Source organism: Empedobacter brevis NBRC 14943 = ATCC 43319, assembly GCF_000382425.1.
Lineage (GTDB): Bacteria > Bacteroidota > Bacteroidia > Flavobacteriales > Weeksellaceae > Empedobacter > Empedobacter brevis.
Genome location: NZ_KB908297.1, coordinates 159,792 through 177,130, shown reverse-complemented (window position 1 = coordinate 177,130; position 17,339 = coordinate 159,792). Strand labels below are relative to the sequence as shown.

General features: G+C 33.3%; 12 protein-coding genes and 1 tRNA gene. 7 read left to right on the top strand and 6 right to left on the bottom strand.

Annotated elements, in window-relative coordinates:
* Window positions 1-7: 7 nt before the first annotated feature.
* Window positions 8-1,444 carry a SusD/RagB family nutrient-binding outer membrane lipoprotein gene (locus H277_RS0112145; protein WP_019975869.1) on the top strand — a complete coding sequence of 479 codons (1,437 nt, stop codon included), beginning with the start codon at window positions 8-10 and terminating at the stop codon, window positions 1,442-1,444.
* Between the two features lie 87 nt (window positions 1,445-1,531).
* Here H277_RS0112145 and guaB read toward each other — a convergent pair whose 3' ends face one another.
* On the bottom strand, window positions 1,532-2,992 hold the full coding sequence (guaB, locus tag H277_RS0112140; protein ID WP_026357570.1) for an IMP dehydrogenase: 1,461 nt from the start codon (window positions 2,990-2,992) through the stop codon (window positions 1,532-1,534).
* Window positions 2,993-3,242: 250 nt separating this feature from the next.
* Between guaB and H277_RS0112135 the strand changes: the two genes are divergently transcribed.
* The 3 genes from H277_RS0112135 (at window position 3,243) to H277_RS0112125 (ending at window position 8,405) form a co-directional block, all read left to right on the top strand.
* Complete coding sequence (locus H277_RS0112135) at window positions 3,243-6,827, top strand: glycosyltransferase family 117 protein (RefSeq protein WP_019975867.1); 3,585 nt, start codon at window positions 3,243-3,245, stop codon at window positions 6,825-6,827.
* Window positions 6,828-7,018: 191 nt separating this feature from the next.
* Window positions 7,019-7,534, top strand: coding sequence for a hypothetical protein (locus H277_RS0112130; protein ID WP_019975866.1), 516 nt, complete (start codon window positions 7,019-7,021; stop codon window positions 7,532-7,534).
* Between the two features lie 208 nt (window positions 7,535-7,742).
* Window positions 7,743-8,405: a porin family protein gene (locus H277_RS0112125; RefSeq protein WP_019975865.1), complete on the top strand. Its 663-nt coding sequence runs from the start codon at window positions 7,743-7,745 to the stop codon at window positions 8,403-8,405.
* A gap of 76 nt (window positions 8,406-8,481) precedes the next feature.
* Here H277_RS0112125 and H277_RS0112120 read toward each other — a convergent pair whose 3' ends face one another.
* Genes H277_RS0112120 through H277_RS0112110 form a run of 3 tightly spaced genes read right to left on the bottom strand, consistent with a single transcriptional unit; the run spans window position 8,482 to window position 11,927 of the window.
* Window positions 8,482-9,693, bottom strand: a complete 1,212-nt coding sequence (locus H277_RS0112120) for a hypothetical protein (protein WP_019975864.1) — start codon at window positions 9,691-9,693, stop codon at window positions 8,482-8,484.
* Window positions 9,677-10,318, bottom strand: coding sequence for an ATP-binding cassette domain-containing protein (locus tag H277_RS0112115; protein ID WP_019975863.1), 642 nt, complete (start codon window positions 10,316-10,318; stop codon window positions 9,677-9,679). The genes H277_RS0112120 and H277_RS0112115 overlap by 17 nt, the downstream gene beginning before the upstream one ends.
* Window positions 10,308-11,927 carry a DUF4836 family protein gene (locus tag H277_RS0112110; RefSeq protein ID WP_019975862.1) on the bottom strand — a complete coding sequence of 540 codons (1,620 nt, stop codon included), beginning with the start codon at window positions 11,925-11,927 and terminating at the stop codon, window positions 10,308-10,310. The genes H277_RS0112115 and H277_RS0112110 overlap by 11 nt, the downstream gene beginning before the upstream one ends.
* A 212-nt stretch (window positions 11,928-12,139) precedes the next feature.
* Here H277_RS0112110 and ileS point away from each other — a divergent pair, with 212 nt between their 5' ends.
* From ileS to H277_RS0112095, 3 genes are read left to right on the top strand one after another with little or no spacing between them, the layout of a single operon-like run.
* Entirely contained in the window at window positions 12,140-15,547 is a 3,408-nt protein-coding gene (gene ileS, locus H277_RS0112105; protein WP_019975861.1) for an isoleucine--tRNA ligase, read from the top strand.
* 4 nt (window positions 15,548-15,551) lie between these two features.
* Window positions 15,552-15,938, top strand: coding sequence for a TraR/DksA family transcriptional regulator (locus H277_RS0112100; RefSeq protein ID WP_019975860.1), 387 nt, complete (start codon window positions 15,552-15,554; stop codon window positions 15,936-15,938).
* Between the two features lie 9 nt (window positions 15,939-15,947).
* A complete protein-coding gene (locus H277_RS0112095) occupies window positions 15,948-16,592 on the top strand; it encodes a lipoprotein signal peptidase (RefSeq protein WP_026357569.1) in 645 nt (214 codons plus the stop codon).
* Window positions 16,593-16,639: 47 nt separating this feature from the next.
* Here H277_RS0112095 and H277_RS0112090 read toward each other — a convergent pair whose 3' ends face one another.
* Window positions 16,640-17,173 (bottom strand): hypothetical protein, encoded by a 534-nt coding sequence (locus tag H277_RS0112090; protein ID WP_019975858.1) that lies wholly within the window; start codon window positions 17,171-17,173, stop codon window positions 16,640-16,642.
* 79 nt (window positions 17,174-17,252) lie between these two features.
* Window positions 17,253-17,327: transfer RNA gene (locus H277_RS0112085), tRNA-Val, on the bottom strand.
* Window positions 17,328-17,339: the final 12 nt, after the last annotated feature.

Genomic DNA, 17,339 nt, shown 5'->3' with positions numbered 1-17,339 from the left:
TTATCACATGAAAAAGATATTATTAGGGTTAGTTACTGTATTTGCATTAAATTCATGTACTGATGAGGAATATGATAAGTTGAATCATGATCCTATAAATCCGGAAGCGGTTCCAGCTAGTTATTTAGTTACAGGAGCAACAACAAGTTATTTCTATAGAATGATTTCAACAAATGTAAATGAAAATATATTTAGATTAGTTGCTCAATATTGGAATGAAACACAGTATACACAAGAAACTAATTATGATTTAGAAGGGAGAAATATAAGTGATGGTTTATGGAATGAAATTTCAATGAATGTTCTTTATGATCTTAATGAAGCTAAAAAAATGGTAGATAATGATAATACATTATTACAAGCTGAAAAAGATAATCAAAAAGCAATTATTGACTTAATGGAAGTTCAAGCGTGGCAAATGCTTGTGGATACATTTGGAAATATTCCATATACTGAAGCTTTTCAAGGTGCAGCAAATGTAAATCCTAAATATGACGATGCAAGAACAATCTATGACGATTTAATTAAAAGAGCTATAGCTTCTACTAATAAATTGGATGTAAATGCTGGTGGATTTGGTTCAAATGATATAATTTACCAAGGAGATGTAAACAAATGGAAAAAATTCGGAGCATCTTTGCAGCTTAAATTAGGTATTCAGCTAGCAGATGTTGATGCGGCGTTAGCTTCTTCAACAATTATGAATGCTGTTAATACAGGTGTATTTACTTCACAAACCGATAATTTTACGTTGGTTTATACAGGATCAGAGCCTTATACAAATCCATTGTGGATTGATTTAATTAAAAGTGATAGAAATGATTTTGTAGGAGCAAATACAATTATTGATTACATGAATGATTTAGATGATCCTCGTAGAGCGAAATTTTTCAAACAAAATTTAGGAGCAGGAATTTATAGTGGAGGAACTTATGGATTAGCAACGCCATTCGATAGTTATTCGCATATTTCTGCTACACTTGAAAGTATGAGTTATCCAGGTACATTACTAGATTATACGGAAGTTCAATTCATGTTAGCTGAAGCAGCGGCAAGAGGAATTGCTGTTGGAGGTACCGCTGAAAGTTTTTATAATGCAGCAATTAGAGCTTCATTTGAATTTTGGGGGAATACAACTGCAGAAGCTGATAGTTATTTGGCTCAATCAAATGTAGGATATGCGACTGCTCCAGGTACTTGGAAAGAGAAAATTGGTAAACAATATTGGATTGCAATGTACAATAAAGGATTTGAAGGATGGAATGTCTGGAGACGCTTAGATGCACCTAAGTTAAATGTTCCTCAGGAAACAAAAACACCTGTGCCTTTTAGATATACTTATCCGGTACGAGAAAGAAACCTTAATAAAGTTAATTATGACCAAGCAGCTTCTGCAATTGGAGGAGATGCTTTGACAACTAAACTTTTCTGGGATAAATTTTAAAAATATTTTCAACAATAAAAAACCACCTCTTTAGAGGTGGTTTTTTTGTTTGATATGAATTCTTAAAACAAATTAATAATTGTTTTCTTAATTCGAATAGTTGGGAGCTTCTTTTGTAATCACCACATCATGTGGATGTGATTCATGTAGACCTGCACCTGTAATACGTACAAATTTTCCATTTTCAATTAAATCCTGAATGGTAGGAGTTCCACAGTATCCCATTCCAGCTCTTAGTCCACCGCATAATTGGTAAACCACATCAGCAATCGAACCTTTGTGAGGAACGCGTCCTTCAATTCCTTCAGGAACTAATTTCTTTGCATCAGCTTGGAAATAACGATCTTTAGAACCACGTTTCATTGCAGCCAAAGAACCCATTCCTTGGTAAGCTTTAAATTTACGTCCTTGGAAAATGATTTCTTCACCGGGAGCTTCATCTGTACCGGCAAACAAACTACCTAGCATGACCAAGTTTGCACCAGCAGCAACTGCTTTTACGATATCTCCGGATAATTTGATTCCTCCATCACCAATAATAGATACGTTTCTCGTTTTTGCATAACTGTGTACATCATGAATTGCAGAAAGTTGGGGAACACCAACACCGGCTACAACACGGGTAGTACAAATAGAACCCGGTCCAACACCAACTTTAAGTGCATTTGCTCCTGCATCAATCAAAGCTTTAGCTGCTTCAGCAGTCACAATATTTCCCCCTACAATATCTAATTCTGGAAAAGCGTTTCTTACTTCTGCCACTTTACTGATTACACCGGCAGAATGCCCGTGTGCAGAATCCAATGCGACAATATCAACGCCTTTATTTACCAAGGCTTGAACACGTTCTAATGTATCTGCTCCAACACCAACACCAGCTCCTACCCGTAAACGACCTTTAGAGTCTTTACATGCATTAGGAAATTCTGTTAAGTTGTCAATATCTTTAATGGTAATTAATCCAATTAATTTATTGTTTTCATCAATAATTGGTAATTTCTCAATACGGTAACGAGAAAGGATTTCTTTTGCCTTTTTAAGATCTGTATCAATATCAGAAGTAACGATATTTTCTTTTGTCATTACATCTTCTACTAATTGATCGAAGTTTTCCTGGTAGCGAATATCACGGTTTGTAATAATTCCAACCAATGTTCTGTCTTCTTCGACAACAGGTAAACCGGAAATTTTATATTTTTCCATTAAGTTTACTGCATCCTGTAAAGTATGATGACGTGATAACGTAATCGGATCAGAAATCATCCCGTTTTCGGAACGTTTTACCATATCAATTTCACTTGCTTGTTCTTCGATAGTCATATTTTTGTGAACGAAAGATAAACCTCCTTGACGAGCCAATGCTATAGCTAATCTAGCTTCGGATACCGTGTCCATTGCAGCAGAAACTATCGGAATATTAAGGGTAATATTGTCTGTGAATCTTGTTTGAAGAGATACTTGGTTCGGTAATATCTCTGAGTAGGCAGGCACTAATAACACATCGTCAAAAGTGAAGCCCGTCTGTAGAATTTTGTCTGTTAAAGGCATTGCTTTTTGCATTGCAAATTTAGATGAAAAAAGTTTAGTATCAAAACTATTTGAAGAAATGTGGTCCGATTTTTAAGCATTTGATGTTTTGTTAATATGAGAATTAAGTGTTTATAAATGGGGAAAATAAAATAAAAATATTCTTAAAATCTTTGTTGTATAAAAGACATTCTAATCATAATTTAATCTTTTCAATCCTGAGCTATATCAAATTTTTATCTTATTTTCGCAAGATAGTTTATTGAATAAGATGGAGATAAATTTCAAAAAATGGAATAACATCTTAGGTTTAGCTATGTTCCTGATAGCCTCTGTATTATACTTGGCAACGATGGAACGCTACCTAAGTTTATGGGATTGTGGTGAATACATTGTATCATCAGCAAAATTAGGAATTACGCATGCACCGGGTGCCGCTTTATTTCAGATTGTGGGAGCAGTTTGGTCAGGTTTAGCATTTGGTGATGGTAGTAAATATGCAATTTTAATCAACAGTACTTCTGCTTTGTATAGCGCAGGAACAATTATGTTATTGTTTTGGACAATTACATATTTTGTGCGTAAAATGTTTGCAAAGACACAAGATCCGATCAATGTTGATACAATTGAGATGAGTACTTCTCAGAAAATAATTGCGTTAGGAAGCGGATTAGTTGGTGCAGCGGTTTTTATGTTTAGTGATACTTTTTGGTTTTCGGCAGTAGAAGGAGAAGTATATGCAATGGCTTCTTTCTTTACAGCTTTACTATTCTGGTTGATTACAAAATGGGATCAAGTAGCGGATACACCTCGTGGAAATAAATGGCTGGTGGTTATCTCATTGGTCATAGGTTTGTCAATCGGAGTGCATTTGATGGCAATGTTGTCAATTCCTGCTGTTTGTTTTGTTTACTATGCCCGTAAATATAAATTTACAATCAAAAGTTTTCTGGTTGCAAATGTGATTACATTAGTGATATTAGCTTTTGTATTCAAAATAATTTTCCCAGTTGTGATGACTTTCTTTGGTAGAACAGAGATTTATGTGGTGAACAATTTGGGAATGCCTTTTAATTCAGGAACAATTATTGCTACCATTATACTAATTGCGGTATTCTATTTTGCTGTCAAATTAACGCAGAAATATGGTTCAGCATTATTAAATACCATTTCATGGTGTGTTATTTTTATGTTGATTGGTTTCTCTTGTTGGTTAGTAATTCCAATTCGTGCCAATGCAAATCCCCACATGAATTTAAATGATCCTGATACCGCTTTAGGTGTTTTAGATTACTTCAATCGTGAACAATATGGTTCTTGGCCGGTGATGTATGGACCGGTTTTTACAGCACATATTGCAAATGATGGAATCAAGCGTGATGCAAATGGGGCACCGGAAAGTACAGTTCGTAGTTCTGAATATATCAAAGATTTACGTACAGGTAAATACTTGAAAGTTTCAGATCGTTTAGATTATACATATGAAGATAAATATGTGAAGTTTTTCCCGAAAATGTTTAGTCCGGATCCGAGTGTGATGGAAAATTATGCTGCGGTTTATGCCTATCCAAAATTTTCGCTGAATGCCAAATATGCAGGAGATCAAGAAGCACAAAAGATGTATGCAGAATTGGTAGAGAAACGTCAGAACCGTCAATTGAAAGTTGCAGAGCTTAAAAAGTATGGTGAGATTTTAGAGATTGAACCACCAACTTTCGGCGAGCAATTTAATTACTTTATTGATTACCAAATCAATTATATGTTTATCCGTTATTTTATGTGGAATTTTTCCGGTCGTCAAAATGATTTAGAAGGGAACTTCGAAATTACAAAAGGAAATTGGATCTCTGGTATTCCGTTTATTGATAACCCTCGTTTAGGAGATCAATCAAAATTACCGGATGAATATAAAAATGATGGAACAAATGTATATTTCATGTTGCCATTAATTTTAGGCTTAATCGGTTTATTTACGCAATTGAACAGGAATTTTGTAAACTGGTGGGCATTGTTATCCTTATTTATTTTGACAAGTGTCGGAATTATTTTCTATACTTCTGTTAAACCTTTCGAGCCGCGTGAACGTGATTATGCTTTGGTAAGTTGTTTCTATGCGTTTTCTATTTGGGTAGGTTTAGGTGTACAAGGTGTATATTTATTGCTTCAGAAATTAATGAAAAAAGAATTGAAACCATCTTTAGCAATTGGAACAACGGTGATTTTAGCAGGAATTCCAATTTTGATGGGTGCTCAAAACTGGGACGATCACGATCGTTCTGAACGTTCAGTAGCTTATTCTTTGGCATATAATTACCTGAATCCGTTGGATAAAAATGCTATACTGTTTGTATACGGAGATAATGATACTTATCCGCTTTGGGGATTACAGGAAACAGAAAATTTCCGTGATGATGTAAAAATTGCCAATTTAACGTTAGCCGCTTCTCCATGGAATTTAGAACAATTATTGCGTAAAACGTATAATGCAGCACCGCTTCCAAGTGATTTGAAACCGAAAGATTATCAATCTGGAACAAATGATCAGATTTTTGTGGTTGGAGGTTCGATTAAGAATATTTTTGATCAATTGAATAGTTTTATCAAACCAGGGTCTAATCAAACGTTAGAAACGTTGAGTCAACTACCGATAGAACAAGTTGGCCAATATTTGACAGATCCGGAAATTGATCCAAACCAAGTGATGACGGTTTACCATAATTTGAAACCGTTACAAAAATATTTGACAACTGATAGCATGACTGCGAAGGAAGCCATGGATTTTATTTTGAATAATAAATCTCCGGAGAAACAAGCTTTAGCAGATTATTTTGGATATCCAATCGGACAAGCAAACTATTTACCGGTTTCTAAAATTGTCGTTCCTGTTAATAAAGCAAATGCTTTAAAATATGGAATTGTTAATCCTAAAGATGCAGATAAAATAGTAGATTCTATTACGATAAATATTAAATCATCAAGTTTATTTAAAAACAATTTATTGTTGTTGTCTATGATGGCGAAATACAATTGGGATCGTCCTATTTATTTTAGTGGAGGAGGAGTTTCTGATCCGGAAAACACTTTCTATATGAACGATTATTTATTGAATGCTGGTATGAGTTACAAATTGGTTCCTATTTATACACCTTTTGGTAAAGGGGGAATAATCGGAGCTTCTGATAATGATGCGCTGTTAAGAACATTCAATTCGTACAAATGGTCTGGGTATAATAATCCTGATGCGTCATTTAGTTTAACAGAACGTAATTATACGTCTACTTATAGAAATACAGCAGTTCGTTTGGCAGACGATTTATTAAAGGCCGGGCGTAAAAAAGAAGCGGTTCAGGTTTTAGATAAAGTTATGTTAGAAATTCCTGCCTTAGCCAAATATGATATTGGTTACGGTGTGAGCAGAATTGCGGGGATATACTTGAAAGCAGGAGAAGATAAAAAAGCACAAGATTTATTTGCGCACGTGCGTAAAGAAGCAAATGCTAAAATCACGTTCCTGGAATCGTTACCTTCTGGAAAGGGATATTCAGTAGGATCAGATTTGGCTTCTGCTAAAAATGATTTGATGATGTCAATTTACAACGAAGCTTCAGCTTTAGGAGAAAGAGGGGATAAAGAAAAAGCACTTAAAGTTTTTGAATCAGCTTATAACCCAATTCTGAAAAAATTTGAAACGTTATATAAAGAAGTAATTGCAGATGGAAAAGTAGACGCTGCTGATCAATCGAAAATTATGAATCAGTTCAACTATTTAGATGAAATGATCGGTGTTGCAGCAGAAATTGATACCAATTATGCGAAACAACAGCAGAATATTTTATATAAAATGGTAGGACAATAAGTCAAATCACATAAAAAACAAAAAAGCTCCGAAATTATTTCGGAGCTTTTTTATTAGAATAATGAGTTGAATATTAAATGATTGTTAAATTTCATGTTATTTATTGGTTTTAAAATTACAAGTTTGGCATATAAATTGAAATTGTACAAACAGGTTTAACAAAATTGTAAAATATTTTAAAACATTATAAAATGAAAAAAGTATTATTAACAGCTGCTTTTGCAGTTGCAGGAATGGTAGGAGTTTCAGCTCAGACATCAGGAGTAGAAGGAACAGTACACGTAGGTATTCCAGTAGGATCAGCTGCAGATATTTCATCTTTCAACCTTGGAGTTGATTTGGCTTATTTGCATCCAATTTCAAATAATTTCAAATTAGGAGCTAAAGTTGGTTATGATCATTTTATTGGAAAAGACATTAAAATCAATAACCAGGTAACTTATGAGGTTGACGATTTCGGTTTTATTCCTTTAGCGGCAACTGCTAAGTACGAATTCAGCAATAATTTATTTATTGGAGCTGATTTAGGTTATGCTTTTGGAACAAATAAGAATACTGATGGGGGATTATTCTGGCAACCTAAATTCGGATATTCAGGAGCTAGTTTTGACGTATATGCCGGATATAAAGGTATTTCTATTGACAATGACAACTTTAAAAATTCAAATGTTGATGCGGTATCTTTAGGATTTGCTTACAAATTCTAATAAAAGAAAAACTTATAATTGATAAAGCTACATCGAAAGATGTGGCTTTTTTTTTTTTGTATTTGGATGTTCTTTATAATGTTAAAGTTTTAAATTTAAATAACTGTTATTCAGCTTTGTTTTGTTATGTGTAAGCCTATTTAACACTATTTGGCACAAGAGTTGAAATTATGTCTGCATCATAATTAGAACTATAAAATTTATAAAGATGAAAAAATTATTTTTTATTGCTGCAGCAATGTTAGGTGTAGTAAGTTTGAGCGCACAAGAAAAAACAACATCATCACAGTTTGGTATCAAATCAAGTGTAAACATGTCTTCATTTAATGGGAAAGATATAAAAGACAACGATTATAAAGTTGGTTTTAGTGCCGGTATTTATGGCCATTTTCCACTTACAGATCAATTTGCTGTTCAACCGGAGGTGAATTTTACAAGAATGGGTGGAAAGTACAAAGATGAAGTGACAGAAGTAGGGAATGCAACTGTTAAATATAAAAATAAAACGACTTTAGATTACATTCAAGTTCCTGTCATGTTTAAATACTATCCGGCAGCATCACGTTTCAATGTTGAGGCTGGACCACAGTTTGGATTTAATATGTATGCAAGTAACAAACAACAAACAAGTACATATGCCAATAATATGGTTTATACGACAGAAAAGAAAGTTGATGTAAAGGATGATGTAAAAAACTTTGATTTTGGTGTAAACTTTGGTTTAGGTTATAATGTAACAGATAATATCAATGTTGGTGCAAGATATTATATGGGACTAACAAAAATAACCGAAAACACTGATAACGGAACTCAAGTGGGGCCTGATGTTAAAAATCATTCATTTTCTTTCGGAGTTGGATATTCATTCTAATCAAAAATAATATTTAATAAAAAAAAGGATTCTGATTCATCAAAATCCTTTTTTTTATAAGATGAAATGATTGTTTTTAATCTTTTAAAGCTATTCTCTTAATGGAGTGTGTTAAAATAATTTTATTGATAATAAAAAGCACGATGACGATTAGCAATCCAAAGGCTGTCACTTCCCAAATATGAGAAGATTCGGTTGTCATAAATTTTCCGACTTTTTCTTGTATCATTTCCAGAACAAAATAAACCAACGGAATTGAGATGAGATAGCTCATCAACATGAAAATAATCGAAAATTTTAAATAAGGACGAGCCAATTGATTGATGTTGTAGCCGATTAGAAATAAATCTTTTGTTTTATGCTTGTTCTTTTCAATCATTAATTGGAAATTAATAATCATTAACCAAATTGCAGCAAAAACAATGATTAAGCCAATGAATAAAACGAGTGAAAAGGCTAATTTTAAATAATAGGTTAACTCATTATTTTTTAATTCATCCTTGTTGATATCATAATTCTTTTGTTCAAAATAAGTTGATGCATTTTCATCTCCTTGCGATTTTGTTTCAACCACAATGCGTGACGGTTCAATATGTTTTTGATGTGCATACGTTTGATTTGCCCATTCTAAAAAGTTTTCCGGAACTAAAATCGTATTAATTTTTGTAGTAAAATCAACAATCCTTGCTTGGTAAACTTTTTGATTTTCACCTTTTCCTAAAACTAATTGAAAGGGAATTTTTGTGAACAAACCTTCCGAAACCTGAGGTAAACCTTGACTGGTAGCAAAACCAAAATTGTATAAATTCAAGTAACTTTTAGGAATAATAATAGGAATAAACTCTTGTCCTTCTTTCCATTTCCAATCCGATTCTTTAACGTCAATAAATTCTTCAGGAACAGATTCGAAAAACAAATCTGTCGAAAACCCACGGATTCCGGCAATGCCACCAACTTGTAATTTAACAGGAAACTGACTGCTTTTGAATGTACCGACTTTTGCAACAAAGTTTTGTGATTTTAATTCATTGATTTCATCTTCGCTAAAGCTTGGTTTTTCTCCTGTAAAAGTTTGCAGAGAAGATATTTTTTTGTTCAATACCACATAGTTCGCTTTCCAAACCGAACTATCCTCTCCAAATTTTTTAGCATAATCCAGGTAAATGGTTCCGGCTAAGATCAAAATGAAAAAACCAATGATAGAAAAAAAACAAAAGGTAGTAATTCGCAAGAAACTTAGGTTTTTACGAACTAACTTTTCGATTAAAGTATTAGAGTTGAATGACATTTGAAAGGCGTTTATCGTGAATTTCATGTAAACTTGTGAAAATAATGCCGGCATTATTTTTTTTCGCTTCTTCGGTAACCAATTCAATCAAAATTTGTTGATTTACTTCGTCCAAATGACTAAAAGGTTCGTCTAAAAGTAAGAAATCAAATGGTTGACAAAGTGCTCGAATAACAGCGATTCGCTGGCGTTGACCATAAGAAAGGTGAACAGCTTTTTGATGCAAGTGGCTTTTTAAACCCACTTTATCAATCCATTCAATGATTTGATTTTCGGACTGATGTTGCGTTAATACATTTTTTAACTGAATATTTTCCATTAAAGTTAATTCTTCAAATAAATGCAAGCCTTGAAAAACATAAGCTAATTTTTCACGTCGAATTTTTGTCCAATCCTTTAGCGTAAAGGAAGTAATATTTTGATTATTGAATAAAACTTGTCCGTCATAATCTTTTCTGCCGCCATATAAAATGTTAATCAGAGTTGATTTTCCTACGCCGGAATGTGCAATGATTTGATAGATATTTTCATTTGAAAAAGTATAATCATTTTTCCAAATTTCAGATTGTTCAAATCCAAATTCTTTTAAAGGATGTGGGACAAGCTGGCTTATTTTAATTTGCATTTTGCTGTTGTGTTTGATTGAAGAATAAAGAATATGCTTCATCTAAAAGTAAGAAAATAACTTCTAAACTATTTTTATCCGCTTTTTTCATATGTATTTTTCCTGTTTTTGTATATTCATTTGATACGCGGTAATCGATGTGGTCAAAATTCGATAAAATTGTTTGTATTTCTTTTGTATTTCCGAAAGGAATTTGTTGATAAATATATTGTTGGACTTCTTTCGGATAGTGCTCAAAATTCAGGTTTACATACCCAAACATTGGATTTGAGGCATTTGTTGCATACTGTGAAGTGACAAAATTGGAAGAGCTTACAACATTATTTAAATATTGATTCATGATCGATTGATTGTTTGTGATGTACATCAAATTGTTTTTGTACGTCAAATAGATCTTCATGTTTGTCGAAACAGGCAACATATAGTACGGACCAATTTTTTGTATGTTTTCTTGGTGGGAAGCAAGAAATTCATTGAAAAAAATATCATTTTTCATTTTTCCGCCTAATACAAATTGTGGGTAAACAACCTGTTTGATAAATGCATCTTTTTTGCCAAAAAAATCATTTGGATTGAATGTTTTTCCAATTTCAAAATCATAAATACTAAACAGAGCTTCACCTTCAAAACTTTGTTCTAACTTACTCAGGTCAACGTTGTATTGTTCCAGAAAATTAGTCAAGAAATTCTGATCTTCGAAAATATATCGCGCGTTTTTCGGATAAATTCCCAATCCAATATTGAAATAACTTCGTGCCGGGAAATACTTAAAAAAATCCGTATTGATTCTGGATTTCCACATTGGACGTTTCTTTAATTCAACTTTTGTGATGGCATCAGGATGAAACTTTTGTGTGAAACTAATTCCATCTGAAGTAAAGGAAATAAAATTAACCCATGAACTTTTTGTAAAATCAAGATTTTCCTTTGTACTGTTCTCTTTTTTAGAAAAATTCTTCAGAAAATTCCCTGTGTACCAAACATTAATATCCTGCGAGTTTTTAACAAAATCACCAAAACTATTATTTTCTTTTGCGAGCGAATGTTTGTCAGTAATAATTTTTGTGAAATAATCTTGAATTGTTTTTTCTCCAACACCAAATTCAGAAACAATGACTAAAAATTGGGATTTATTCCAAGCCATAAAAGGTTTGTTGAAACCTGAAATTGTTGTAAAACCATCTTTTTTGTCAAACGAAATATCTTTTTGGTACAATCCTTTATAAACTGTAGCCAAATGTTCTTCAAATTGATCTTTGTCGCGCATATTTGTGATTAACGCAACCATATTCTTCCCATTTATTTTCTGACCGAAAACATAGATTGGACTAATGATATCAATTCCGGCAGAAGTGGGGTTGTTTTTGATTTCATTTAATAATTTATCCAAAGCAGGATCCTGATTCTTAATTTCACTTTCAGCTAACTCGTAGATTTTATATTGTTCTAGTTTCTGAAAGTTTCCTTTTTCAGCAATAGATTTTGGATTGATTAATGCTACAAAATCTGCGTCAGTTGGTATCAAAATGGTATAATCTTCATTTTTGGAACAACTCGCAAAAAATAAAATAATGAATAAAATTGAATAATATGTGAAGCCTTTTTTCATCTGAATATTCTCTTTTGATTTATTGTTAATAATATGATTAATACCGAATTAAAATTAGAAGTGTTCTATTTTTTATTTAAAAAAGTTAAAACTGTAATATTGGGATAAATTTAAGCAATTATTAGTATGATTTTCGTTTCCGGAAGAATAAAAATATGTAAAAATTTCTTATATTCGCACTCCTTGATTTAGAAGAAATAAGAAAGAATTCGATGGCAAAAAAGTTTAGAGAATATAAGCACTTAGACTTGGTACAAGTCTCAAATGAAACGTTAGAAGATTGGAAACAAAATAATGTTTTTGAAAAAAGTATTTCTACGCGTGATGGAAATCCATCTTTTGTGTTTTATGAAGGACCACCTTCAGCAAACGGGAAGCCGGGAATTCACCACGTTTTAGCTCGTTCTATCAAAGATATATTTTGTCGTTTCCAAACCTTGAAAGGAAAACAAGTTCTTCGTAAAGCAGGATGGGATACACATGGTTTACCTGTAGAATTGGGAACAGAAAAAGAATTAGGAATTACAAAAGAAGATATCGGAACTAAAATTTCGATTGAAGAATATAATGAAGCATGTAAGCGTACAGTAATGCGTTACACAGATTTGTGGAACGATTTGACTGAGAAAATGGGATATTGGGTGGATATGGATGATCCATACATTACCTATAAGCCAAAATACATGGAATCTGTTTGGTGGTTGCTGAAACAAATTTATAACAAAAATTTATTGTACAAAGGGTATACAATTCAGCCTTATTCACCAAAAGCAGGTACTGGTTTGTCTTCTCACGAGTTAAATCAACCGGGAACTTATCAAGATGTAACCGATACAACGATTGTTGCTCAATTTAAAATAAAGAAAGACGCAACAGAATTATTCAATCATTTTGATGGAGATGTTTATTTCTTAGCTTGGACAACAACACCTTGGACTTTACCATCAAATACTGCCTTAACAGTAGGTCCGAATATTGATTATGTTGTGGTTGAAACCTTCAATCAATACACGTTCGAACCAATTCGTGTAATTTTAGGGAAACCATTGGTCGCGAAACAGTTTGGAAAACCATATTTCTTATCAGAAACGGATGAAGACTTTAAAGTTTATGCCGCTGGAAATAAACAAATTCCATACAGAATTGTAGGAGAATACAAAGGTACTGATTTAGTCGGAACTCGCTATGAGCAATTATTACCATGGGCATTGCCATATGAAAACGCAGAGAATGCTTTCCAAGTAATTCCCGGAGATTTCGTAACAACGGAAGACGGTACAGGAATTGTACATACTGCGCCAACATTTGGTGCGGATGATGCACGTGTAGCGAAAGATGCCGGAGTTCCTCCGATGTTAGTGTTAGATGTTCATGGAAATCCTGTTCCTCTAGTCGATTTACAAGGTCGTTTTGTTGCTACTTTACCAGATGGATATGGAGGAAAATATGTGAAAAATGAATACTACGATGATGGAACTGCTCCTGAAAAATCGGTTGATGTAGAAATCGCAATTTTATTAAAAGAGCAAAACAGAGCATTTAAAGTAGAGAAATATAAGCACAGTTATCCACATTGTTGGAGAACGGACAAACCAATTTTGTATTATCCATTAGATTCTTGGTTTATTAAAGTTACGGAAGTAAAAGACCGTATGGTAGAATTGAACAAAGAAATCAACTGGAAACCGAAAGCTACAGGAGAAGGACGTTTCGGGAATTGGTTAGAAAATGCAAATGACTGGAATTTATCTCGTTCTCGTTATTGGGGTATTCCATTACCAATTTGGAGAACAGAAGAAGGTGACGAAGAATTGATCATCGGTTCTGTAGAAGAATTGGTTGCTGAAATTGAAAAATCAGTTGCTGCCGGAATTCAACAATCGAATCCTTTCCAAAATTTTGAAGTAGGAAATATGTCTGAAGATAACTATGATTTAATCGACTTACATAAAAATGTAGTGGATGAAATTACATTAGTTTCTGCTTCAGGAAAACCAATGAAACGTGAGACAGACCTAATTGATGTTTGGTTTGATTCCGGAGCAATGCCTTATGCGCAAGTTCACTATCCATTCGAAAACAAAGAATTGATAGACAATGGGACAATGTATCCTGCTGATTTTATCGCAGAAGGTGTAGACCAAACACGTGGTTGGTTTTATACATTACATGCAATCGGAACATTGGTTTTTGATTCGAAAGCTTACAAAAATGTCATGTCAAACGGATTGGTATTAGATAAAAATGGTCAAAAGATGTCTAAACGTTTGGGAAATGCTGTAGATCCTTTCGAAACTTTAGCAACTTATGGTCCTGATGCGACACGTTGGTACATGATTGCAAATGCGCAACCTTGGGAAAACTTAAAATTTGATATTGCCGGAGTAGACGAAGTTCGTCGTAAATTCTTTGGAACATTATACAATACCTATTCCTTCTTCGCTTTGTATGCGAATGTGGATGGATTTACATTTGCAGAAGAAGAAATTCCTGTAAACGAAAGAGCAGAATTAGATCAATGGATTATTTCTGAACTGAATACATTAACGAAAAAAGTCGATGGTTTCTTATCAGATTATGAGCCTACAAAAGCAGCTCGAGCAATTCAAGAATTTGTAATTGACAATTTATCAAACTGGCACGTTCGTTTATCAAGAAGACGTTTCTGGAGAGGTGATTATTCGAAAGATAAAATTGCTGCTTATCAAACATTATACACAGTTTTAGAAACAGTTGCTATTTTAGGATCACCAATTGCACCATTCTTTATGGATCGTTTGTACAAAGATTTGAATGCAGCGACAGGTAAAAATAAAGCGGAATCTGTTCATTTAGCAGATTTTCCAATTGTTGACGAATCATTAATTAAATCTGCATTGGAAGAGCAGACGCATTTGGCGCAAACAGCAACAAGTATGATTTTGTCGCTTCGAAAATTAAGCGATAATAAAGTGCGTCAGCCATTACAAAAAGTTATGATTCCTGTATTGAATGATACAATGAAAGCTAATTTGGATGCTGTATCTGAATTACTGAAACAAGAAGTGAATGTAAAGGAAATACAATTATTAACAAACGAAGAAGCTTCAAATCTTTTGGTTAAATCTATTAAGCCTAATTTCAAGACTTTAGGCCCTAAATATGGAAAGGAAATGAAGGCTATTTCGGCTGCTACAGCTGAATTGACGAATGAACAAATTGTTAAATTAGAACAATCAGGTCAAATAGATTTGTTAATTGACAACAAAACATTAACTTTAGATTTAGAAGATTTTGAAATCGCGACGAAAGACATCCCAGGGTGGACTGTAGCGTCGAATTCAACTTTGACAGTAGCACTTGATTTACAATTAACGGATGAGTTAATTCATGAAGGTGTGGCACGAGAATTGGTAAATAGAATTCAAAATCTACGAAAAGAAACGGGATTAGAAGTAACCGACAAAATTATACTTAACTTAAAAAATGATGAATCAATCGTAAATGCAGTCGAGCAAAACAAAGATTACATTTGCTCTGAGACATTAGCCGAAGATCTTGTGTTACAAGGAGAAGTTGCGAATGGAACAGAGGTTGAAATTAATGGATTGATGACGCAAATTGCGATTACTAAATTGTAAGCGTATGGCAACAACAGAAGAAAAAGTAAGATACTCTGATGCAGAATTAGAGGAATTTAAAATGATAATTCAAGAAAAATTAGATCAAGCGGTAAAAGACTATGAATTATTGAAAGAAGCTTACACTAACGACAGTAATAACGGGACAGACGATACGTCACCAACTTTTAAGGCGTTTGAGGAAGGTTCTGAAACAATGTCTAAAGAACAAAATGCACAATTGGCTGCACGTCAAGATAAATTTATTCGCGACTTAAAGAATGCGTTAATCCGCATTGAAAATAAAACATACGGGATTTGCCGTGTAACAGGAAAATTAATTAACAAAGAACGATTAAAATTAGTTCCACATGCTACATTAAGCATTGAAGCTAAAAATATGCAACGTTAATAAAATATTTTGAAGAAAGTAGTACTCATTACCATTTTGGTTTTAATCATTGACCAACTCTCAAAATTTTATGTCAAAACACATTTTTTTCTAGGTGAAGATGTAGATGTTTTGGGGTGGTTTAAAATAGCATTTGTAGAAAACCCGGGAATGGCATATGGGATGCATTTTGGTGGAGAAACAGGTAAAATAATTTTATCGCTTCTACGAATAGCGTTAATCGGTATGATTATTTACTATATTAATGCATGGTCTAAAAAACTGAAAAATAATTTCTTTATTATTCCGATCGCACTTGTTTTAGCAGGTGCAATTGGGAATGTAATAGATGGCATATTTTACGGTGTTATTTTCGATAAAGGAACAACTTATAACGAAATGTTTCAGGATTGGGTAGGCTATCAAGGAATTGCACAAGCTAACTTTTCCGGTTATTCGGGATGGTTTACAGGTTGTGTGGTAGATATGCTTTATTTTCCAATTGTAGAGTTCGATTGGCCAACTTGGATCCCAATTATAGGAGGCCAACATTATAAGTTTTTTCAGCCTGTATTTAATATTGCAGATTCGGCAATTTTTATAGGGGGACTTAGTTTATTTCTTTTCCGTAAAAAGGCCTTTACATCCGAGAATGGTGTTCGATTAAGATTTTAAAAACATAAAAACCGATAATATAAGTTATCGGTTTTTTTATTGTTTTTTTAGATCGAAGGAGGCGGGGAGTAGCTATAATCATCGTCTTTATTGTAAATCAATTTAGAGTCTACATCTTGTAATTGAATAATTTTATTATTTTTTTTGATGATTTTAAATTGTTTTACCTGATTCGTTTTCCTATCTCTCAATTCCAGAATATTATTTTTTATTTCGACATCATAATTTGAAGATTGAGTGAGCATTGTTCGAGCAATGATACGGCCATCATCAACTGTATCTCGGTTCGCTTGATGACTTACGGTTTCAGGGTAGCTGTTCACCCGGAGAAAAGCAGAATAATCATTTACTTGTAAAACGATTTCATAAGGAGATTCGGCTGGTAAAATAGTGTCTTTGTCAAGCCGCCATATAAAAAAGTCATGATTAAAAGTGTTTTCAAATTTTTTAACAGGTGGAGGAGGAATTTTCTTTTCTTTTTTCAATATTGGAGGAGGAGGAATTGTTTTCTTTTTTTTCTGTCCAAAAGAAAAACTAGAAATTGAAATAAATAATAAGAATAAGATTTTTGCTGTTTTCATATCGATTGATTTGTATAAAATTACTAAAAATCAATTGATAAAAAAATCCTTTCAAGCACACTTGAAAGGATTTTTTTTGTGGTCCCTACTGGATTCGAACCAGTGACCCCCTGCTTGTAAGGCAGGTGCTCTGAACCAGCTGAGCTAAGAGACCTTTAGGTTCATT